Origin of the sequence: Sphingobium sp. R-21 (assembly GCF_049913335.1) — a bacterium.
In the GTDB taxonomy this organism is placed as follows: domain Bacteria; phylum Pseudomonadota; class Alphaproteobacteria; order Sphingomonadales; family Sphingomonadaceae; genus Sphingobium.
Map to the genome: position 1 here is coordinate 884,862 of NZ_CP184374.1, position 20,608 is coordinate 905,469.

General features: G+C 64.4%; 13 protein-coding genes and 1 tRNA gene. 9 read left to right on the top strand and 5 right to left on the bottom strand.

Going from position 1 to position 20,608, the window contains the following annotated elements; translation table 11 throughout:
• Nucleotides 1–87 precede the first annotated feature (87 nt).
• From ACN9MX_RS04150 to ACN9MX_RS04160, 3 genes are all read right to left on the bottom strand, one after another.
• Nucleotides 88–164 (bottom strand) — tRNA-Pro (locus tag ACN9MX_RS04150).
• Between the two features lie 129 nt (nt 165–293).
• Complete coding sequence (locus ACN9MX_RS04155) at nt 294–506, bottom strand: hypothetical protein (RefSeq protein ID WP_133654171.1); 213 nt, start codon at nt 504–506, stop codon at nt 294–296.
• A 156-nt stretch (nt 507–662) separates the two neighbouring features.
• The gene (locus ACN9MX_RS04160) at nt 663–2,033 is read right to left on the bottom strand and encodes a M28 family peptidase (RefSeq protein WP_363825679.1); all 1,371 of its coding nucleotides are present in this window, start codon (nt 2,031–2,033) and stop codon (nt 663–665) included.
• Between the two features lie 100 nt (nt 2,034–2,133).
• Between ACN9MX_RS04160 and ettA the strand changes: the two genes are divergently transcribed.
• The 8 genes from ettA (at nt 2,134) to trxA (ending at nt 15,436) form a co-directional block, all read left to right on the top strand.
• Nucleotides 2,134–3,819 carry an energy-dependent translational throttle protein EttA gene (gene ettA / locus ACN9MX_RS04165; protein WP_363734879.1) on the top strand — a complete coding sequence of 562 codons (1,686 nt, stop codon included), beginning with the start codon at nt 2,134–2,136 and terminating at the stop codon, nt 3,817–3,819.
• Between the two features lie 365 nt (nt 3,820–4,184).
• Entirely contained in the window at nt 4,185–6,530 is a 2,346-nt protein-coding gene (locus ACN9MX_RS04170; protein ID WP_363825682.1) for a sensor histidine kinase, read from the top strand.
• 31 nt (nt 6,531–6,561) lie between these two features.
• Entirely contained in the window at nt 6,562–6,981 is a 420-nt protein-coding gene (gene tsaE, locus ACN9MX_RS04175) for a tRNA (adenosine(37)-N6)-threonylcarbamoyltransferase complex ATPase subunit type 1 TsaE (protein ID WP_414714625.1), read from the top strand.
• The gene (locus tag ACN9MX_RS04180; protein ID WP_363826623.1) at nt 6,978–7,964 is read left to right on the top strand and encodes an aminoglycoside phosphotransferase family protein; all 987 of its coding nucleotides are present in this window, start codon (nt 6,978–6,980) and stop codon (nt 7,962–7,964) included. Before tsaE ends, ACN9MX_RS04180 begins: the two co-directional genes overlap by 4 nt.
• Nucleotides 7,961–8,671: a nucleotidyltransferase family protein gene (locus tag ACN9MX_RS04185; RefSeq protein ID WP_363734874.1), complete on the top strand. Its 711-nt coding sequence runs from the start codon at nt 7,961–7,963 to the stop codon at nt 8,669–8,671. The genes ACN9MX_RS04180 and ACN9MX_RS04185 overlap by 4 nt, the downstream gene beginning before the upstream one ends.
• Nucleotides 8,664–11,663: a double-strand break repair protein AddB gene (gene addB / locus ACN9MX_RS04190; RefSeq protein ID WP_426387232.1), complete on the top strand. Its 3,000-nt coding sequence runs from the start codon at nt 8,664–8,666 to the stop codon at nt 11,661–11,663. The genes ACN9MX_RS04185 and addB overlap by 8 nt, the downstream gene beginning before the upstream one ends.
• Complete coding sequence (gene addA / locus ACN9MX_RS04195; RefSeq protein ID WP_426387233.1) at nt 11,644–15,087, top strand: double-strand break repair helicase AddA; 3,444 nt, start codon at nt 11,644–11,646, stop codon at nt 15,085–15,087. The genes addB and addA overlap by 20 nt, the downstream gene beginning before the upstream one ends.
• A gap of 28 nt (nt 15,088–15,115) precedes the next feature.
• Nucleotides 15,116–15,436, top strand: coding sequence for a thioredoxin TrxA (gene trxA / locus ACN9MX_RS04200; RefSeq protein ID WP_363825693.1), 321 nt, complete (start codon nt 15,116–15,118; stop codon nt 15,434–15,436).
• Between the two features lie 114 nt (nt 15,437–15,550).
• Here trxA and ACN9MX_RS04205 read toward each other — a convergent pair whose 3' ends face one another.
• Together ACN9MX_RS04205 and argJ are read right to left on the bottom strand one after the other, a co-directional pair.
• Entirely contained in the window at nt 15,551–16,348 is a 798-nt protein-coding gene (locus ACN9MX_RS04205) for an inositol monophosphatase family protein (protein ID WP_363754226.1), read from the bottom strand.
• A 15-nt stretch (nt 16,349–16,363) separates the two neighbouring features.
• A complete protein-coding gene (gene argJ, locus ACN9MX_RS04210) occupies nt 16,364–17,590 on the bottom strand; it encodes a bifunctional glutamate N-acetyltransferase/amino-acid acetyltransferase ArgJ (RefSeq protein WP_363825696.1) in 1,227 nt (408 codons plus the stop codon).
• A gap of 181 nt (nt 17,591–17,771) precedes the next feature.
• Between argJ and secA the strand changes: the two genes are divergently transcribed.
• On the top strand, nt 17,772–20,501 hold the full coding sequence (gene secA, locus ACN9MX_RS04215) for a preprotein translocase subunit SecA (protein ID WP_363734867.1): 2,730 nt from the start codon (nt 17,772–17,774) through the stop codon (nt 20,499–20,501).
• Nucleotides 20,502–20,608 lie beyond the last annotated feature (107 nt).

Genomic DNA, 20,608 nt, shown 5'->3' on the forward strand with positions numbered 1-20,608 from the left:
GCCCATTCCCGTCATCATCGTCCTGTGGCTTCTATTCCATTGAACTGAACAACCGGCATGACCGGCATCCACAATATATTCGGGTAATGGTCGGGGAGACAGGATTCGAACCTGCGACATCCTGCTCCCAAAGCAGGCGCGCTACCAGACTGCGCTACTCCCCGGCGCCCGCGGGCCTTAGCGGTGAAGCAGGCCGCCCGTCAATCGCGCTTTTGCCTTCATTTCCGTTGGCATAGAAAAAGGGCGGATCGCCAAGACGATCCGCCCTTTCGAAAATCTCGCGGAAGCGAAGATTATTTGGCGTTGGCGGCGTTGCCAGCGACGTTCGCAGCGTTGGCGGCGTTGTCAGCGGCATTCGCGGCGTTGTCAGCAGCGTTGGTGGCGTTTTCGACAACGTTCTCAACAACAGCGTTCGAAGCGTTCGCGGTCTCGTTGGCCGGCTTCTCACCGCAAGCGGCGAGGGCCATCAGGCCGGCCGAAGCGAAAACAACAGCGATCTTCTTCATTGTGTACGGCTCCCATAGCATTTTGCCGCGTCGTCACGCCAAAAAACGTGACCTACGCGAGCGACCCGCATTAACGTGTGCGCTGCACAAATCAATGCTTTTCTGCGTCGGTGAAGCGACAGAATCACGCGACAGGGTGTTGTCTACAATAAAAGTTCAGTTACTTCCTAGCGATTCCGGCGCATTTGCGATTTCGAAAAGTGCAACTGCCCATGCCGCGACATTCTGCCGAAGCTGCGCCGGGTCGATCTTGTCCAACGTGTCGTCCGGTGTGTGATGGATGTCGAAATAGCGGGTGCCGTCCTGCTGGAGGTCGATCACGGGAACGCCCGCCTTCACCAGGGGTTCAATGTCGGAGCCGCCGCCAGCGGGCAACCGGCTGGCGCCGATGCCGAGCGGAGCCAGTCCGGCGATGACACGGCGGGCAAGCGCGTCCTGACCCTGCGGCAGCTTGAAATCCACGCGCCACACGCGATCCGCGCCGAAATCCGATTCCATCGCCATGGCATGCGCTTCCTTGCCATGCGCGTCGAAATAGGCGCGCCCGCCATTTCCGCCCACTTCCTCTGCGCCGGCCATCAGCACGCGGATGGTGCGGCGGAGCGGTCCTGTCTTGCTCGCCTGGAGCGCGGCGGCCGCGACGATGCCGCAGCCCGCGCCATCGTCGATTGCCCCCGTTCCCTGGTCCCAGCTGTCGAGATGACATGCGGCGACGACGATGCCGGCCTTGGGATCGCTGCCGGGGATTTCAGCGAGGACATTGCCCGAGGGCTGGTCCTTGAGCATCTTCGAGGTGAGCGTGAGATGAAGCCGCACGGCCTGTCCCCGCGAGACGATCCGGACGAGTTGGTCCGCATCCGGCACGCTTAGCGCGGCTGCGGGGATGGGCTTTACGCCGTCCGCCCACATCTGGACGCCGCTATGCGGCTGGCGGTGATTGTCTGTGCCGATCGATCGGATCAGGATGGCGATGGCGCCCTTTTTGGAGGCGACGCTGGGCCCCTGCCGACGGGTTGCACCGAAATAGCCATAGGAACTGCCGTCCTGCGTCGCATGCATCGCATGACTGACAAAGGCGATCTTGCCTTTGAGGCTGCCGTCAGGAACCGCCTCCAGATCGGCGAGCGTCGGGAAATAGGCGATGTCGCCCTCAATCCCCTTGTCCGGGGTCGACGCGCTGTTGCCCAGGGCGGCGAGGACCAGGGCTTGGGGGAAGGGCGCGATCACCCGGGCTTCGTCATGTCCACGCAGCCATACCGGCATGGTGTAGGGCTCTGCGCGGACGTTCGAGAAGCCCAGGCTTTTAAGCTTCACCACGGCCCAATCGCGCGCGCGCGCCTCCTGGGGCGTACCGGCGGGGCGGGGGCCGACCTCCGTGGTCAGGCCTTCGGTGAAGTCCATCGCGATCTCGTCCGCCAGGGCAGCGGTTCGAATCGCATCGGCACCGGAGGCGGCAAGGAGCGGGGAGGGTGTAAGGATGCCGCCCAGGATAAGGGCGGCCAGCGTGCCCGATCGGATTTTATGCATGGATCAGGCTTAGCGGGGCATCCCCCATTTGCCAACGCGTTCTGCCTCCGCTAACTCCGCCGCAAATTTTCACATAATTCCTTCGGAGCTGCTTCAAGCCATGTCTGCCTCCTCCCAATACGCCTTCGTCATGAAGAGCATGACCAAGAGCTTTCCCGGCGCCGCCAAGCCGGTGCTCAACCAGATCAACCTGCAATTCTATCGCGGGGCGAAGATCGGCATCGTCGGCCCCAACGGCGCGGGCAAGTCGACGCTGATGAAGATCATGGCCGGCATCGACACTGATTTCAGCGGCGAGGCTTGGCCTGGCGAGAATATCACTGTCGGTTACCTGCCGCAGGAGCCGCAGCTCGACCCCAGCAAGACGGTGCTGGAAAACGTCAAGGACGGCGCGCGGGAAGTCGCCGACAAGCTGGACCGTTTCAACGAGATCAGCATGATCATGGCCGATCCGCCGGAGGACGTCGATTTCGACGCGCTGATGGAGGAAATGGGCACGTTGCAGGAACAGATCGACGCGGTCGACGGCTGGACGCTCGACAACCAGTTGGAGATCGCGATGGAAGCACTGCGCTGCCCGCCTTCGGACTGGCCGGTCGACAGCCTGTCGGGCGGTGAAAAGCGCCGCATCGCGCTGACCCGCCTGCTGATCCAGAAGCCGGACATCCTGCTGCTCGACGAACCGACCAACCACCTTGATGCCGAGAGCGTCGAATGGCTGGAAAATCACCTGAAGGAATATGCCGGCGCGGTGCTGATGATCACCCACGACCGCTACTTCCTGGACAATGTGGTCGGCTGGATCCTCGAGCTCGATCGCGGCAAATATTTCCCCTACGAAGGCAACTACTCCACCTATCTGGAGAAGAAGTCCAAGCGCCTGGAACAGGAAGACCGGGAAGCGACAGGTCGCCAGAAGGCGATCAACGACGAACTGGAATGGATCAGGGCCGGCACCAAGGGGCGCCAGACCAAGTCCAAGGCGCGTATCAAGAAGTTCGAGGAACTGGTCGCCAGCCAGGAGAACCGTACCCCCGGCAAGGCCCAGATCGTCATCCAGGTGCCGGAGCGCCTGGGCGGCAAGGTGATCGAGGCGAAGAACATCAGCAAGGCTTATGGCGACAAGCTGCTGTTCGAAAACCTCTCCTTCATGCTGCCGCCGGGCGGCATTGTCGGCGTGATCGGGCCGAACGGTGCGGGCAAGTCGACCCTGTTCAAGCTGATTACCGGACAGGAACAGCCCGATTCGGGCGAAATCGACATCGGTTCGACCGTGCGCCTGGGCTATGTCGACCAGAGCCGCGATCACCTCGATGCGTCGAAAAATGTCTGGGAGGAAGTGTCGGACGGGCTCGATTATGTGAAGGTGAACGGCCACGACATGTCGACGCGCGCCTATGTCGGCGCCTTCAACTTCAAGGGGCAGGACCAGCAAAAGAATGTCGGCAAGCTATCCGGCGGTGAGCGCAATCGCGTGCACATCGCCAAGATGCTGAAAAAGGGCGGCAACGTGCTGCTGCTCGACGAACCGACCAACGACCTTGACGTGGAAACGCTGGCGGCGCTGGAGGAAGCCATCGAGAATTTCGCGGGATGCGCCGTGGTGATCAGCCACGATCGCTTCTTCCTGGACCGCCTGGCGACTCATATCCTGGCCTTCGAAGGCGACAGCCATGTTGAATGGTTCGAGGGCAATTTCGAAATGTATGAAGAGGACAAGCGCCGCCGTCTGGGCGATGCGGCGGATCGTCCCACGCGCCTCGCATATAAGAAGCTGACGCGCTGATTTTCGCCATGCGGTGCGGAGATGATCAAGGGATTGCAATCATTGCAATGACGGGCTTCATTTTCGCACTTGCAAAATAATGTGCTGCACTGCACATAGGAAAGGCCTTTCAGGCATCCTCTCCTAAAACTTTCCGGCCGGTCCTTTTTGGATCGGCCTTTTTTTCGTGCCCGGCGACGTGCTTCAGCAGCGTTGGGCGGCGTGTTGCGGGCCGGGTGCCGGCGCTTCCGTCGGGCTTGTGGTCGCGGCGCGTTGCAAAGCGCGATTCTTTCCATCTCGGTGCTTCACGCTGCATCGGACTTGGGTTAGTCCCCTCAGAACAATGGACAGGGCAGATATCAGGCAATGAGGGTGAAGCAGGTCTAATGGCGTTGACCCCTCTTTCCGGCGTGATCCTGGGCGTCGTGCTGGCCTTGTGGCTGGGTGCTGCGGTCTGGGCTCTGTCCAGTGGTCAGCGTCGGCGCCGCGAAGGCATGCAGGCGCAGGGAAAGCTCGACAGGCTGTCTGTCCTGCTCGCTTCGGCGCCGGCCGCGCCCATCGTCATCCACCCGGATGGGCGGCTGGAGGCGGCCGACCGGCTCGCCAAATGGCTGGGCAAGGATAGGGTGCCCACTTTCGTTTCCGAATTCACCGCGCCGGACGGCGGTCTGGAACCCGGTGATGCGGCCGCCCTGGCGCAGGAGATCGCTGCGGCCCAGCGTGCCGGGCGCAGCTTTGCGCTGCCGGTGAAGGGCGCCGATTCGTCGCGCCTGCTGCTGGTCCGTGGTGCGCCTGCAGGGCCGGTGCTGGCCGAGAGCGGCGGCGTCGTCCTGTGGATCTTCGACGCGACCGACAGCCAGGCGGAGATCCAGGCGCTGAAGGGCAAGGTGGAGCAGCTTCGCGAGGCGCTGGAGGCGCTGGCGGGGCTGGTCGAGGCGGCGCCCTTTCCCATGTGGCATCGCGCCGCCGACATGCGGCTCAGCCTGGTCAACACGGCCTATGTCCGGGCAGTGGACGGTGAAAGCGCGCGGGAGGTCATCGCCAACGGCACTGAACTGGTGGAGACGGTGGGCGGCGTCACGCCGCAGGCTGCCGCGGCGCAGACCCTGGCCGACGGCGCGCCGGTCGAACGTCTGGTCCCCGCGACTATCGACGGCGAAAGGCGGACGATGCGGGTGGTCGACGTTCCGCTCGGCGCGGCGGGCGTCGCGGGCTTTGCCATGGACCAGAATGAGCTGGAGCAGGCCCGCGTCGAACATCGGCGGCTGGAGGCGGCGCAGCGCGACCTGCTGGACCGGCTGTCCGCAGGGGTGGCGCGCTTCGGGTCCGATCGTGCGCTGCGCTTCTGGAACCAGCCCTTCATGAGTCTGTTCGGACTGGATCAGGAACGGCTGGCCGATAATCCGCCGTTCGAGCGGGTTCTGGACCAGATGCGGGAAGCACGGCGGCTGCCCGAGAACAGGGATTTTCCGGCCTGGCGCGCGGAACGGCGCGACTGGTTCCTCTCCCCCGATCCGCGAGAGGAAAACTGGCTGCTGGCGGACGGCACCCATTTGCGCGTCTATGGGCAGCCTTTGCCCGATGGCGGTCTGCTGCTGATATTCGAGGATCGGACAGAGCAGGTTCAGTTGTCGAGCGCCCGCGACACTCTGCTGCGCGTCCGTACAGCGACTTTCGACAATCTGTTCGAATCGATCGGGGTCTTTTCCTCGGACGGACGACTGCACCTTTGGAACAGTCGTTTCCGGTCGATCTGGGAGGTGCCGGAGGATTTGCTGGCCAAACATCCCCGGATCGACGAACTGATGCGCGCCGTCCAGTCGCGCCTAGCCAAGCCGCAGCAGGCGAACCTCGTCCGCGAACTGGTGCGCGCCGCCACGGTGGAGCGCAAGCAGCGCGTCGGCCATGTCGGTTTTGCGGATGGGCGCATTTTCGAATTCGCGGCGATCCCGCTGCCCGACGGCAATGCGCTGTTCACCATGCTCGACGTCACCGACAGCCGCCGGGTGGAACAGGTGCTCCGCGACCGCAATGACGCGCTGGAGCAGGCGGACAAGGTGAAGACAGCCTTCGTCACCAATATGAGCTATGAATTGCGCACGCCGCTCACCACCATCGCTGGTTTCGCGGAGATGATGAGTGCGGGCTATGCGGGCGAACTGAGCGATTCCGCCAAGGACTATGTCGATGGCATCCTGCAAAGCACCAGTCGCCTCTCCATGCTGATCGACAATGTGCTTGACCTGACGCAGGGCGAGGCCGGGATGCTGCCCATCGAAAAGGCGACGGTGGATCTTGCGGCGGAAGCGCGCGACGCTGTCACGCGGATCAAGGGCGATGCGACGGCCAAGGGGATCGACCTTGCCACGTCGCTCCAGTCCAGCCTGGGCACCGTGCAGGGCGACAAGCGAAGGATCGGCCAGGTGCTGGATCATCTTCTGGAAAATGCAGTGCGTTATTGCGCCCGGGGGGGGCGCGTGCTGCTGCACGGCGATGGCGGCGAGGACAAGGCGCGCCTTGTCGTATCCGACAATGGTCCGGGCATCAGTATCAAGCGGCAGGCAACGATCTTCGACGCGTCTTCCCGGACCGAACAGGCGCGCAACGGCGGCAAGGCGGGGATCGGCCTTCCGCTCGCCAAACAATTGGCAGAGGCCCATGGCGGCACCTTGCAACTGGTGTCGGAGCCGGGGCAGGGAACGATGGTCGTGATCGAGCTGCCCCGTGGCTGAAGCCGGTATCCTGCTGGCCGCGGAGGTCGACATGCTGGCGTTCGGGCATCGGCTGGCAGCGCTGGTCCGCATTGGGGATGTCATTGCGCTGGAAGGCGGATTGGGCGCGGGCAAGACAACGCTCGCCCGCGGGATTTTGGAAGGACTGGGGTTGGAAGAGGAAGCACCGAGCCCCAGCTTCGCCATTGTCCAGCCCTATGATATTCCCGATGTGAGGCTGCCTGTCGCCCATGTCGATCTCTACCGGCTGGACGGGCCGGAGGAGGCGCAGGAACTGGCGCTTGACGACTATCTGATGGACAGCCTGCTGATCGTCGAATGGCCGGAACGGATGGGCATCGGGGTCTGGCCCGGCGCGCTGCGTTTCCACATCGGCACGGAACCCGACGGCGCTCGGCGCTTGACAGCGGACGTGCCGGACGCTTGGACGGAGCGATGGTCACAGATATGATCCCGCCCGTTGCCGCTCCCGCCTTCCTCGCGCAGGTGGGGTGGGGTCAGGCCGCCGTCGTTCCCCTCGCCGGCGATGCCTCCTTCCGGCGGTATTTTCGGGTGATCGACGGCGCGCGCCGCGCCGTGCTGATGGACGCGCCGCCGCCGCATGAGGATCCGCGCCCCTTCATCGCGATAGCCGAACATCTGACGGAAAATGGCTTCGCAGCGCCCCGGATACTGGCGCGCGACCTGGAGGAAGGCCTGGTCCTGATCGAGGATTTCGGCGATCTGCGCGTGAAGGAGCATGTCGAGGATCAGCCGGAGGCGGAACGGGATGTGTATCGCCGGGCCGTGGACCTGCTCGCCGCGCTTCATCGACTGCCTGCCGCTGACGTGCCGCCCTATGACCGTGCCGTCTATCAACGGGAGGCCGGGTTGCTCACCCAATATTATTGTCCCGCCGTCGGCCTGCAGGTGGATGAGGAGGGCTATGTCCGGGCATGGGACATGGTCCTTCCGATCGTCGAGCAATCGTCCAGCCCGGTGGTCACGGTGCTGCGTGATTACCATGCCGAAAATATCATGCTGATCGACGGGACGGCATCGCACGGGTTGGGCCTGCTCGACTTTCAGGATGCCCTTGCGGGGCACCCGGCCTATGATCTCGTCTCGCTGCTGCAGGATGCGCGGCGCGACGTGCCGCCCACGCTGGAGGCGGCGATGCTGGACCATTATCGCGCCATCGCCAATCCGCCGGCTGACTTTGACACCGCCTATGCCGTGCTGGGCGCGCAGCGCAACGCGAAGATCATCGGCATATTCACCCGGCTGTGGAAGCGCGATGGGAAGCCGCGTTACCTGTCCTATCTGCCGCGCATGTGGGACTTGCTGGAACGCGACCTCGCCCATCCGGCGCTGGCGCCCGTGGCGGAATGGTTCGCCGCGAACGTCCCCCCCGACAAGCGTCACCATGCGCTAGAGGACCATGTCCCGGCATGATCGACACCGCGATGCTGATGGCGGCCGGACTGGGCAAGCGCATGCGGCCGTTGACGGCGACCCGCCCCAAGCCGCTGGTCAGGGTGGCCGGCAAGCCGCTGATGGACCATGCACTGGACCGGCTGGCGGCTGGCGGCATCCGGAAGCTCGTAGTCAATGTCCATTATCTGGCCGATACGGTCGAAGCGCATCTGGCGGCGCATAATGAAGGCATGCAGATCGCCATTTCGGACGAACGCGGGAAGCTGCTGGAGACGGGCGGCGGGCTGATCCACGCGAAGGCGCAGTTGGGCGACGCGCCATTTTTCTGTGCCAACAGCGACAATCTGTGGATCGATGGGCCGCAGGAAACGCTGGGCATGATGCGCAGGATCTGGAACCCGGATCGAATGGACGCGCTGCTGCTGCTGGTGCCGCTCGCCCGCGCCCATTGCCATCGGGGACCGGGCGATTTTCACATGGACGCGAATGGGCGACTGACGCGGCGCAAGACTGCCCATGTCGCGCCCTTTGTCTTCACCGGCGTCCAGATCATGTCTCCCACGCTGCTGGTAGATCCGCCGTCCGATGTCTTTTCCACCAATGTCTTCTGGAACCGGGCGATAGAGTCGGGCCGCCTCTACGGTGTCTCGCACCAGGGGCTCTGGTTCGACGTCGGCACGCCGCAGGCCATTCCCATCGTGGAGTCGATGCTGGCCCATGGGTGAACGCACCCGCCCCGCATTGTTCAATATCCCCGCGCATCGCGCCTTTTCCGACGCGTTGGTCACGGGCATCCTGGCCCGGCACGGCAATGATCTGGTACGGCTGGCGCAGGGCATGATCCTGCTGCCCAACAATCGCGCCATCCGGTCGGTGAGCGATGCCTTTGTCCGTAAATCGGGGGGCGGGCTGTTGTTGCCGCGTCTCGTCGCGCTGGGCGATCCCGATCTGGGCGAGCAGGTGGGTGGCGCGCTCGATCCGTTGGGGGAGGATGACCCGATCCCTCCCGCCATAGCGCCGATGCGCCGCCAGATGATCCTGGCGCGCATGGTGCAGCAGGCATCGGCACACCCGATCGATGCGGGGCAGGCATTGAAGCTGGCCCAGGCGCTTGGCGCGGTCCTCGACCAGATGCAGGTGGAGCGCGTCCCCGTGCGCGCGCTGGCAGAGCTTGGCCTGTCGGACGACCTGTCGCAGCATTGGCAGACATCGCTCAGGTTGTTCGGCATATTGCTGGCGCAATGGCCGCAGGAACTGGCGCGATTGGGGTGCATCGACCTCGCGGATCGACGCAATCGCCTGCTGGACCGCATGACGGCGCGCTGGGCCAAGGCGCCGCCCGATGGCTTCGTCATTGCGGCGGGAATGTCCACCACGGCGCCTGCAGTGGCCATGCTGCTCCGGCGGATTGCCATGCTGCCCAAGGGGGCGGTTGTCTTTGCCGGGCTGGATCAGGAGATGGACGCCGACGCCTGGAACGCCATTGGTCCATCGGATGCCGATACCCCGACCGGCAGCACGGCCGGCAGCGCAACCGGTATCGGGCCCGGTGGGCTTGAGAGCCATCCGCAATATGCGCTGAAACGCCTGCTCGACCGGATGAGCGCCACGCGCGATGACGTGGCGCTCTGGCGCTGGGGCAGCGAGCATGACGCCCGCGCTGTCCGGGGACGCAACATCTCAAACGCCATGCTGCCGCCCCGGCTGACCAGCCGTTGGCGAGACCTCAGGACCGCTGACCGCCTGCTCGCCGGCGTCGAGACGCTGGAGGTCGCGACGCCGGGCGAAGAGGCGCAGGCCATCGCCATTGCCTTGCGCGAGGCGGTCGAGACGCCGGGACGCACGGCGGCGCTGGTGACGCCCGACCGGCAATTGGCGACCCGCGTGTCCGCCCATTTGCGCCGCTGGGGCATAGAGGCGGACGATTCCGCCGGGCAGCCGCTCTCGCGCCTGCCGCCCGGAACGCTGCTGATCGCGATGGCGGAGGCGCTGGCGGAGCGCTTTGCTCCTGTTGCGCTGCTGACCCTGCTCAAACATCCGCTCGTCATGCGGGGGGAGGGGCGGCTTGCCTGGCTGGAGGGCGTGCGTGGGCTTGACCTGTTGCTGCGCGGGCCAAGGCCGCAGGCGGGCATTCATGGGCTCGACCTGTTGCTGGCCGAACGGGAGGGCGAAGACCGGCAGCGGGCCTTGCGCGACCGTACGCGGCTATGGTGGGCAGAAGCCCGAGAACTGCTCGAACCGCTGGAGCAGGCCTTCATGGCCGCGCCGGATCTTGCGGGCCAATTGGCGGCAATTCGCGAGCATGCCGGTCGTCTCTCCCATGATACGGTCTGGGCCGGGCATCAGGGTCACGCCGCCGCCGATCTCTTTGCGGAAATGGAGGAGGCGGCGAGCGAAGGACCGCGTCAGGCCGACATACGGGGGCTGCCTGCCCTTTTCGACCATCTTCTGGGCGGCCTGTCGGTTCGCCCGCCGCAGGGTGGCCATCCCCGGATCAGCATCCTCGGTCTCATCGAAGCGCGGCTGGTGCAGACCGACCTCATGATATTGGCCGGTCTCAACGAGGGTACCTGGCCGGGCCTGCCCGCGCCCGATCCATGGCTCGCGCCGCGCATCCGTCGGGAAATAGGACTGCCGGGCCTCGAAAACCGCATCGGCCTTGCCGCCCATGACTTCGCCAGCGCCCTGGGCGCGCCGCAGGTGCTGATCACGCGCGCCCGTCGCGGGGCGGGCGGTCCGGCGGTCGCCTCCCGCTTCTGGCTGCGGCTGAAGGCCATGGCCGGGCCGCAATGGAAGAATACCGGCCGCTATGCCGCACTGGCGCAGGCGATCGACCGGGCAGAGGAACACAGGCCCGCAGCGCGCCCGGCCCCGGTGCCGCCTTTGTCCGTGCGACCGAAGGTCATTCCCGTCACCGATGTCGATCGGTTGAAGGCTGATCCCTACGCCTTCTATGCCAAGCGCATCCTGCGCCTGGCGCGGCTCGACCCGGTGGATGCCGATGCCGGCCCCGCCTGGCGCGGGACAGCCGTCCATGAGATCCTTCAGCGATGGGCGGAGGAGGGCAATGGCAAGCTGTCCGATCTGGAGGCGCGGGCCCGGGCGATGTTCGACCGGCCCGATGTCCATCCCTTGCTCAGGGCTCTCTGGCAACCGCGCCTTATCGAAGCCATAAGATGGATCGCCGCTGAAGTCGCGAGCGACCTTGCCGCCGGGCGCAGGATCCTCTCGGTCGAGACCGAAGGCCGGGCGGAGATTGCCGGAGTGACGCTGACCGGCAAGGCCGACCGGATCGACCTGCTTCCGGACGGCAAGCTGGGCATTGTGGATTACAAGACCGGCAAGCCGCCCAGCGCGCGGCAGGTGAAGGCGGGCTATGCGCTGCAACTCGGCCTGCTGGGCCTGATCGCGGAACATGGCGGCTTTCCCGGCACCGACGCCGCGCCTGTCGTCGGGAGTTTCGAATATTGGTCGCTGGCCAGGAAGGGGGAGGCGTTCGGCTATCGGGAAAGCCCGGTCGATCCGCTGGGCAAGCGGGACAAGATCATCACCGCCGATTTCACGTCCGGGGTGCATGCCCAGTTCGAGGGCATCGCCGCCGCCTGGCTCAACGGATCGGCGCCCTTCGACGCCCAGGTAAATCCGGAAGTCGCCAGCTATGGTGATTATGACCAGCTCATGCGGCTGGAGGAATGGTATGGCCGGGACGATGGCTAGAAAGCCTGGGGCACTGCAACCGCTGGCTGGTGCGCAGGCGCAGGCCGCCGCACCTGATGCGCATGTGTGGTTGTCCGCTTCGGCCGGCACGGGCAAGACCCATGTGCTGACCGCCCGCGTCTTCCGTCTGCTGCTCCAGGGAGTGCGGCCGGAAAATATCCTGTGCCTCACCTTCACCAAGGCGGGTGCCGCGGAAATGGCGGATCGCATCCATGATCGCCTCGCCGCCTGGGTGCTCATGGACGAGGCCGACCTTTTTCATGACCTGGAGGCGCTGGGCGAAGAGTCGGGACCGGAAGCCCGCGACCGCGCCCGCCGCCTGTTCGCCGAAGTATTGGAATCGACCGGCGGCGGCCTCCGCATCCAGACGATCCACGGCTTCTGCCAGCAATTGCTCACCACCTTCCCGCTGGAGGCCGACCTGCCCCCCGGTTTCCGCCCGCTCGACCAGCGCGAGCAGGCGATGCTGGCGCGCCAGACCCTGGCCGATATGGTGGTGGTGGCGCAGGAGCAGGGCGACGACATCCTGATGGAAGCGTTGCAGGCGCTGAGCCTGCGCATGGGGGAGGGCGGCGCGGAAAATTTCCTGCTGCGCTGCGCGGCCCGGCTGGATGCGCTCGAAACCCTACCGGAAGATATCGCGCCATGGCTGCTGCGGGAACTGAACCTGCCCGAAGGAGACATTGAAGCCCACATTGCCGAACGATGCGCGGACGATCTGTTCGACATGCGGACGCTCGGCTGGATCGCTCAGGCCAATGCGGATTGGGGCACGGGGCGTGCGCTCGAACGCTGCGACAGGATAGCGCGCTGGCGGGCTCTCGATCCGACGGCGCGCGCCACCGGACTGGTCGATCTCCACGCGGTCTGGGCGAAGGCCGATGGCGATCTGCTTTCCACCGCCAAGGGTTGGGCGCCGTCAGTGGATGGCTATGGTGATGCGATTGCGCGGATGCACGAATGCTGTTCCGAACTGCTGGGCCTGCGCGTTCGGGCAGCCTATGCCGCCCTGCTCGCCAGGGCGTTGCATGCCGGGCGCGTCTACGCAAGAGCCTATGCCGAAGCCAAGCGCCTTGCCGGCGCCGTCGATTTCGACGACCTGATCGCCAATGCGGCCCGCCTTCTGTCCCAGCCCGGCATCGCCGACTGGATCCGCTACAAGCTGGACCAGCGGATCGATCACATATTGGTGGACGAGGCGCAGGATACCAATATCAGCCAATGGCAGATTGTCGGCGCATTGGCGGCGGAATTTTTCGCGGGCGAAGGCGCGAAGGGCGACAGGGTTCGCACCCTCTTCACGGTGGGTGATTTCAAGCAGGCGATCTTCGGATTTCAAGGCACCAGTCCCGAAGCCTTCCGCGCCGCGCAGATCGTCTTCCAACGCCATGCGGAAGATGCAAGCCAGATGTTCCACGACCTCTCGCTTCAGCACAGCTTCCGCTCGACACCCGCTATATTGGATGTGGTCGACCGCACCATAGCGAGCCTGCGGGCCGAGCGCTTCGGCCTGGAGCCGGGCGAGGTCCAGCACATCAGCGCCAACCGCTTTCCCGGCGAAGTACTGCTCTGGAAACCTGTCATCGCCGGGCTGTCCGACGAGGCGGAGGGGGAGGAGGATTGGGCCGCCGACCAGGAACGGGTGCTGGCCCAGAGCATCGCCCGCCAGATCAGGCAGTGGATCGATGACGGGCTGATGCTGGAGAGCCGGGGCCGCCCGGTAACGGCGGGCGACATCATGATCCTGGTCCGCCGCCGCTCCGAACTGGCGCGGTTGATCGTGGCGCGGCTCTATGAAGAGAAGGTGGCGGTTGCAGGCATTGACCGCCTTCGCCTGAACCAGCCGCTTGCCGTGCGTGACCTGCTCGCCGCGTTGCGCTTCGCGGTTCAGCCGGAGGATGACCTGAACCTCGCGGCGCTGCTGGTATCGCCGCTGGTCGGCTGGACGCAGGACGAACTGATGGGCCGCCTTGTCGGCCGCCGCGTCGGACTGTGGCAGCATCTGACGGGAACGCTGGACGACACACTGCTGCACCCCTTGCGGCAGTTGCTGGCGCAGGCGGACTTCACCACCCCTTATCGCTATCTGGAGGAGGTCTTGTCCGGCCCGATGGATGGCCGTCGTCGCCTGATCGAAAGACTGGGTTCGGAGGCGGCCGATCCGATAGAGGAATTGCTGAACGCCGCGCTCGCCTTCGAGAATGATGATCACCCCTCGCTTCAGCGCTTCATCGACTGGTTCGACCGGGGAGAGGTCGAGATCGTGCGCGACGCGGCCACGCAGGGGGATTCGCTCCGCCTGCTCACGGTTCATGGGGCGAAGGGATTGCAGGCGCCCATCGTCATTCTTGCCGACGCCTGCCTTGATCCGGACGCGGGCAACCGGGCCGATTCGCTGGAGTGGAATGGCCTGCCGATCATCGCCCCCCGAAAGAGCGAGCGGCAGGGAGCGATCGGCCAACTGGCCGAGGAAGCCAGTGCCGTCGAGCGCGCCGAACATTGGCGTCTGCTCTATGTTGCCCTCACACGGGCGGAGGAAAGGCTGGTGGTCGCGGGTTCGCTCGGTCCGCGCGCCAAGGGCGAGGTCAAGCCCGAAAGCTGGTACGCCGCCGTCGAAGGCGCGCTGATTTCGCTGGAGGCGGAGTGGGAGGCCGATCCGCTGTGGGGCGCGCGCCGCCGCTGGCGTGGCAGGGAAATGCTCCCTCCAAAGGCGGCGGAGCAACGCGTTCCCGAAAGCCGGACAGCGCATGTCGAACCGGACTGGCTTCGCCGCCGCGCGCCTGTGGAGGCCCGGCCGCCACGTCCCCTGGCGCCCTCCGCCGCCATCGAGGATGATGTGCCCTATCCGCCGCCGACCCCGGCCATGCGGGACGCAGCCGAACGAGGGCGCTGGCTGCACCGGCTGTTCGAACGGCTGGCCGACGTGCCGCCGGACAGCCGCCGTGCACGTGCCGGCAACTGGCTGGCGCAGCAGGGCCTTGGCGATCCGGCGCAGCGGCATGACGTCATCGAACAGGCCATGCGGATCATTGAAGATCCGCGATTCGCGCCGCTGTTCCATGCCGATGCGCTGGCTGAGGCCCCGATCGCCGCCGTGGTGGGGGAAGCGGTGATCGCCGGGACCGTGGACAGGCTGCGCATCAGTGACGATGTCGTGCAGCTGGTCGATTTCAAGACCGGCCGCATATCACCCCTGGGGATCGAAGAGGTACCATTGGCCCATATCCGGCAGATGGCGGCCTATTCCGCTGCGCTTCAGGTGATATTTCCCGGCCGCAGGATAGAGGCCGGCCTGCTATACACTTCTGCGCCAAGGCTCATCACGCTGCCGCCTGAGCTGCTGGAACGGCACAAGCCGGGCTTTCCGCCCACGCAGGAGAATTTGCCGCTTCCGACCGTTGAGCCGGATGCGTCATCATCCTAAATATTCCGCAATCGAAGGAGATATCTAAATGGCTACCAAGGCAGTCACCGACCTCAGCTTCCAGCAGGACGTCATCAATGCGGACAAGCCCGTGCTTGTCGATTTCTGGGCGGAATGGTGCGGCCCGTGCAAGATGATCGGCCCGGCGCTGGAAGAAATTTCGGACGAACTGTCTGACAGGGTCACCATCGCGAAGATCAATATCGACGAAAATCCCGATGCGCCCGGCCGCTATGGCGTGCGGGGCATTCCGACGATGATCCTCTTCAAAAATGGCGAAGCCGCCGCCACCAAGGTGGGCGCGGCGCCCAAGAGCGCGCTCAAGGGTTGGATCGAAAGCGTCCTTTGATGATGTCCGGAAAGGCCTGAAACGGCCTTTCCCTTTGGTGCTCCCGCATTTGCGGGAGCATTTTTCGTTCTGGAAGCTGGCGTTCCGCGATCGCGCTCCCCGCGCCTCACTCCATCAACGGAACAGCCGGTCTGCCGCCAGATCCCAGAGGCGAGGGGATGAAGCCCCGAGCAACCCGCGTCGCAGATCACCCACGACATAGGGTGAACCGTCCAGCCGCTGGCACAGCCCACCCGCTTCGTTCACGAACAGCGTCCCGGCCGCATGATCCCAGGGCAAGGTGCGGGCAAAGACCGATACGTCATTCTGCCCCAGCACAAGGCGCGGATATTGCTCGGCAGCGCAACGGGGAATGTCCACCAGCTGGAAGATCGCCTCCGACCGGCGCCTGACGTCGGCGCGCTCCTCCTCCGTCATGAAATAGACGGCAAGCGCAGCAATCGGCAGCGCTTCGCCGCTTTCGCGTGCATGGACCTGCTGACCGTCGATATGGCTGCCAGCGCCCAATATGGCGTGGCACATGCGTCCGGTCAGCGGGTCCAATATCCAACCCGCCAAAATCGTGCCTGCATCCGCCAGCGCGACCATGATGCCGAAGGGCGGTTTTCCCGCGGCGAAGTTCCCGGTCCCGTCAATGGGGTCTATGATCCAGTTGAGCCCTTCGCCCGCGCGGTCCAGCATGGCGGGATCGGCGGCGCATGCTTCTTCCCCGATGACGCCTGCTTCGGGCAGGATGGCGGAAAGCCCCTCCGCCAGCCGGAGTTCGCTTTCCTTGTCGGCGATGGTGACGAAGTCATCGGCCGCTTTCTCGGCCACTTCGTGGCTGGCGAGATTCTGGTAGCGCGGCATCACCACGTCACGAGCCACCTCGCGCATCAGCGCGACGACGGGTTCATGCAATTCCGTGGGCATCCGGCCCGTCCTTTTTCAACTGCGATAATCCGCATTGATCGAGATATAGCCGTGAGTCAGGTCACAGGTCCAAACCGTGGCCCGACCATCGCCCAGCCCCAGGTCGACGCCGATCACTATGTCCTGCCCCTTGAGATGGGCCGTCACCGGCGCCTCGTCATAGCCCTCCACCGCCCGTCCGCCCGATGCGACCTGCGTCGCGCCGAAGCGGATGGAGAGCTTGTCCCGATCGGCCGGCTCGCCTGCCTTGCCGATCGCCATCACCACGCGACCCCAATTGGCGTCTTCGCCCGCAATGGCGGTCTTCACGAGCGGCGAGTTGGCGATGGAAAGCGCGATGCGGTGGGCGCTCGCGTCGCTTTCCGCTCCCTCGACGGTGATCTGAACGAATTTCGTCGCGCCTTCGCCGTCGCGCACCACCAGATGCGCCAGTTGGCGGCAAAGATCGTCGAGCGCCGCGGCAAAGGCGTCCGCCCCGCCATCCTCCATCGAGAGGAGCGGCGTGTTGCCCGCCTTGCCCGTTGCGAAGGCCAGCACCGTATCGCTGGTCGACGTGTCGCTGTCGACCGTGATGCAGGAAAAGCTCTTCCGGTTGGCGGCGGACAGCATCTGCTGCAGCAATTTGGCGTCGATGGCGGCGTCCGTGAAGATATAGCCCAGCATCGTCGCCATGTCGGGAGCGATCATCCCCGAACCCTTGATAATCCCGACCAGTTCGACCCGCGTGCCGCCAATCATGGCAGAGGCGCGGGCGCCCTTGGCATAGGTGTCGGTCGTGCCGATGGTGGTCGCTGCCTCTTCCCAGCCGCAGGGCGCGGCGACAAAGGCGGCCTCCAGCCCTGCCTCCGCCTTGTCCACCGGCAAAGGAACACCGATTACCCCGGTCGAGGAGATGAAGACGCTGGAAGGCTGGCAATCCAGATGGTTCGCGACCTTGGCGGCGATCGCCTCCACCGCTGCACGGCCCCGGTGGCCGGTAAAGGCATTGGCATTGCCCGCATTCACCACCAGCGCCCGCGCGGAACCCAGTGGAATGGCGTCCCGGCACCATTCGACTTCAGGAGAGGGGCATTTGCTCTGCGTCGTGACGCCCGCCACGGCCGTGCCTTCGCTCAGTTCGACATAGGTGAGGTCGCACCTGTCCCAATTCTTGTATCGCGCCCTGGCGACGCGCGCGGTGACGCCCGCAATGGGCGGAAGTTCAGGAAAGGCAGCGGGGGCGAGGGGCGAACGTTCTGTCATGCCCGTCGCTTAGCGCAATATGCCCGTCCGTCAACGGAGAGATGGGCGGACATGGAGCTTTCCGATGCTATCCGGCATGCCCGCTCTGATTGACTAACGCCTGTGCGCGTCCTAAATCGCCGCGCATGTCCGCGTGCATCGCCCCAAAAGGCGTGCGCGTCCCCTTTTGTCAGGAATTTGCATGTTCGGCGCACTCGCCAAGTCTATTTTCGGCTCCTCCAACGACCGCTATGTGAAGTCGCTGGGCAAGACCGTCGAACAGATCGCCTCTTTCGAACCCACCATTTCGGCCATGAGTGACGAGGAACTGGCGGCGCAGACCGTGCGGTTCCGGGAGCGGCTGGCACAGGGTGAAACGCTTGACGGCCTGCTGCCCGAAGCCTTCGCCACGGTGCGGGAAGCCGCCAAGCGGACCTTGGGCCAGCGCCATTATGACGTGCAGATGGTGGGCGGAATCGTGCTTCATCGCGGCGAGATCGCCGAAATGCGCACGGGCGAGGGCAAGACGCTGGTCGCGACGCTCGCCACCTATCTGAACGCGCTGGAAGGGAAGGGCGTCCACGTCGTCACCGTGAACGACTATCTGGCCAGCCGCGACTGCGAATGGATGGGACAGGTCTATCGCTTCCTGGGCCTTACCACCGGCGTCATCGTGCCGAACCTGTCGGAGGACCAGCGCCGCGAGGCGTACAGTGCCGACATTACCTATGCGACGAATAACGAGCTCGGCTTCGATTACCTGCGCGACAACATGAAATATGACCGCGCGTCGATGGTACAGCGGCCTTTCAACTTCGCCATCGTCGACGAGGTGGACTCGATCCTCATCGACGAAGCGCGCACGCCGCTGATCATATCCGGCCCGACCGATGACAAGTCGGAACTCTATGTCTCCGTCGATGCCATCGTGAAGCAGCTGGACGAGAGCGATTATGAGAAGGACGAGAAGCAGCGCACCGTCACGCTGACCGAGGACGGGACCGAGAAGATCGAGCGCATGCTGGAAGGGGCTGGGCTGCTGCAAGGTGCCAACCTCTATGATTTCGAAAACACCGCCGTCGTCCACCATGTCAATCAGGCGCTGCGTGCGAACGTGATGTTCCGCCGCGACATCGATTACATCGTCAAGGATGGCAAGGTCATCATCATCGACGAGTTCACCGGCCGCATGATGGATGGCCGCCGCTGGTCGGACGGTCTGCACCAGGCGGTGGAAGCCAAGGAAGCGGTGAATATCGAGCCGGAAAACCAGACACTCGCCTCCATCACCTTCCAGAATTATTTCCGCATGTACCCGAAACTGGGCGGCATGACCGGCACGGCCGCGACCGAAGCCACCGAATTCTACGAAATCTACAAGATGAACGTCGTCACCATCCCGACCAACCGGCCGGTGCAACGTGTCGACGAGGAAGACAGCTTCTACAAGAATCTGGAAGACAAGTTCCGCGGAATCGCCAAGACCATCAAGGTCCATGCGGAGCAGGGCCAGCCTGTCCTTGTCGGCACGGTTTCGATCGAAAAATCGGAAATGCTCTCCGAATTCCTGACGCAGGAAGGCGTGAAGCACGCCGTCCTCAACGCCCGCTTCCATGAAAGCGAAGCGCATATCGTGGCGCAGGCAGGCCGCAAGGGCGCCGTCACCATCGCCACCAACATGGCCGGTCGCGGTACCGACATCAAATTGGGCGGCAACCTTGAATTCCGCGTCGAGGACGAACTGCGCGACATGCCCGAAGGGCCGGAGCGGGAAGCCGCCATCGCGCGGATCGATGCAGAGATCGAGGCCGAAAAGCAGGAAGTGCTCGCGGCTGGCGGCCTTTTCGTGCTGGGCACGGAACGGCATGAAAGCCGCCGCATCGACAACCAGCTTCGCGGCCGTTCGGGCCGTCAGGGTGACCCCGGCCTTTCGCGCTTCTATCTGAGCCTCGACGACGACCTGATGCGCATCTTCGGCCCGGACACGATGTTCGCCAAGATGATCCGCTCCAACCTGGAGGATGGCGAGGCGCTGCCCCCGTCCAAATGGCTCAGCAAGGCGATCGAGACTGCCCAGAAGAAGGTGGAAGCCCGCAACTACGACATCCGCAAGCAGGTCGTCGAATATGACGATGTGATGAACGATCAGCGCAAGGTCATTTACGAACAGCGCAGCGACATCATGGATGCGGATACGGTTGATGATGTCGTTGCCGACATGCGGCATGAAACGGTCAATGATCTTGTCGGCGCATCATGCCCGCAGGGTACCTATCCCGAACAATGGGATATCGATCGGTTGAAGGTTCGATCGGCCGAGGTGCTGAACCTCGAACCCGATTTCGACGCCTGGCTGGCCGAGGACCATGTCGATCCGGAGATGATCGAGGAACGGCTCAGAACGTTGGCCGACGCGGCCGTGGCCGAGAAGGTCAGGGAACTTGATCCCGAGAGCTGGCATATGATCGAAAAGTCGATCCTGCTGCAAAGTCTGGACCATCATTGGAAGGAGCATCTGTCGACCCTCGACGCGCTGCGCCAGGTTGTCCATTTGCGCGCTTATGCCCAGAAAACGCCGATCAATGAATATAAGCAGGAAGCCTTCGCCCTGTTTGAACGCATGCTCGGCAATATCCGCGAGGATGTGACCGGCTCCATCGCCCGCGTCCAGTTCCGCATGGAGGAGCCGCTGCCGGAATTCGACCTGCCGATACTGCCCGACTTCATCACGACGCATATCGACCCGTTTTCGGGCGAGGATAATAGCGGAGACTTCGACGGTGGTCAGATCAGCGGCATCACGACGACCCTGCCTCGTCCCGCCGCAGGAGGACCGGCTGGCGAGTTCGCCAATCTGGACATCAGCCGCAACGCGCCATGCCCCTGCGGATCGGGCCAGAAATACAAGCATTGCCACGGTGCGCTCAACTAGAAGGGTTGTGACCTGACAGGGGCAGGTCACGCTTCTGGCCTTATGTTTTTCGGGAATCACCTGCCGCGATCGGTCCCGATCGCTGGTGAATGGTTCCACGCGCGCCT

Bases quoted from the DNA above. Each gene is read 5' to 3' on its own strand.
- ACN9MX_RS04155 (WP_133654171.1), bottom strand. From the start codon at position 506: ATGAAGAAGATCGCTGTTGTTTTCGCTTCGGCCGGCCTGATGGCCCTC.
- ACN9MX_RS04160 (WP_363825679.1), bottom strand. From the start codon at position 2,033: ATGCATAAAATCCGATCGGGCACGCTGGCCGCCCTTATCCTGGGCGGC.
- ettA (WP_363734879.1), top strand. From the start codon at position 2,134: ATGTCTGCCTCCTCCCAATACGCCTTCGTCATGAAGAGCATGACCAAG.
- ACN9MX_RS04170 (WP_363825682.1), top strand. From the start codon at position 4,185: ATGGCGTTGACCCCTCTTTCCGGCGTGATCCTGGGCGTCGTGCTGGCC.
- tsaE (WP_414714625.1), top strand. From the start codon at position 6,562: ATGCTGGCGTTCGGGCATCGGCTGGCAGCGCTGGTCCGCATTGGGGAT.
- ACN9MX_RS04180 (WP_363826623.1), top strand. From the start codon at position 6,978: ATGATCCCGCCCGTTGCCGCTCCCGCCTTCCTCGCGCAGGTGGGGTGG.
- ACN9MX_RS04185 (WP_363734874.1), top strand. From the start codon at position 7,961: ATGATCGACACCGCGATGCTGATGGCGGCCGGACTGGGCAAGCGCATG.
- addB (WP_426387232.1), top strand. From the start codon at position 8,664: ATGGGTGAACGCACCCGCCCCGCATTGTTCAATATCCCCGCGCATCGC.
- addA (WP_426387233.1), top strand. From the start codon at position 11,644: ATGGCCGGGACGATGGCTAGAAAGCCTGGGGCACTGCAACCGCTGGCT.
- trxA (WP_363825693.1), top strand. From the start codon at position 15,116: ATGGCTACCAAGGCAGTCACCGACCTCAGCTTCCAGCAGGACGTCATC.
- ACN9MX_RS04205 (WP_363754226.1), bottom strand. From the start codon at position 16,348: ATGCCCACGGAATTGCATGAACCCGTCGTCGCGCTGATGCGCGAGGTG.
- argJ (WP_363825696.1), bottom strand. From the start codon at position 17,590: ATGACAGAACGTTCGCCCCTCGCCCCCGCTGCCTTTCCTGAACTTCCG.
- secA (WP_363734867.1), top strand. From the start codon at position 17,772: ATGTTCGGCGCACTCGCCAAGTCTATTTTCGGCTCCTCCAACGACCGC.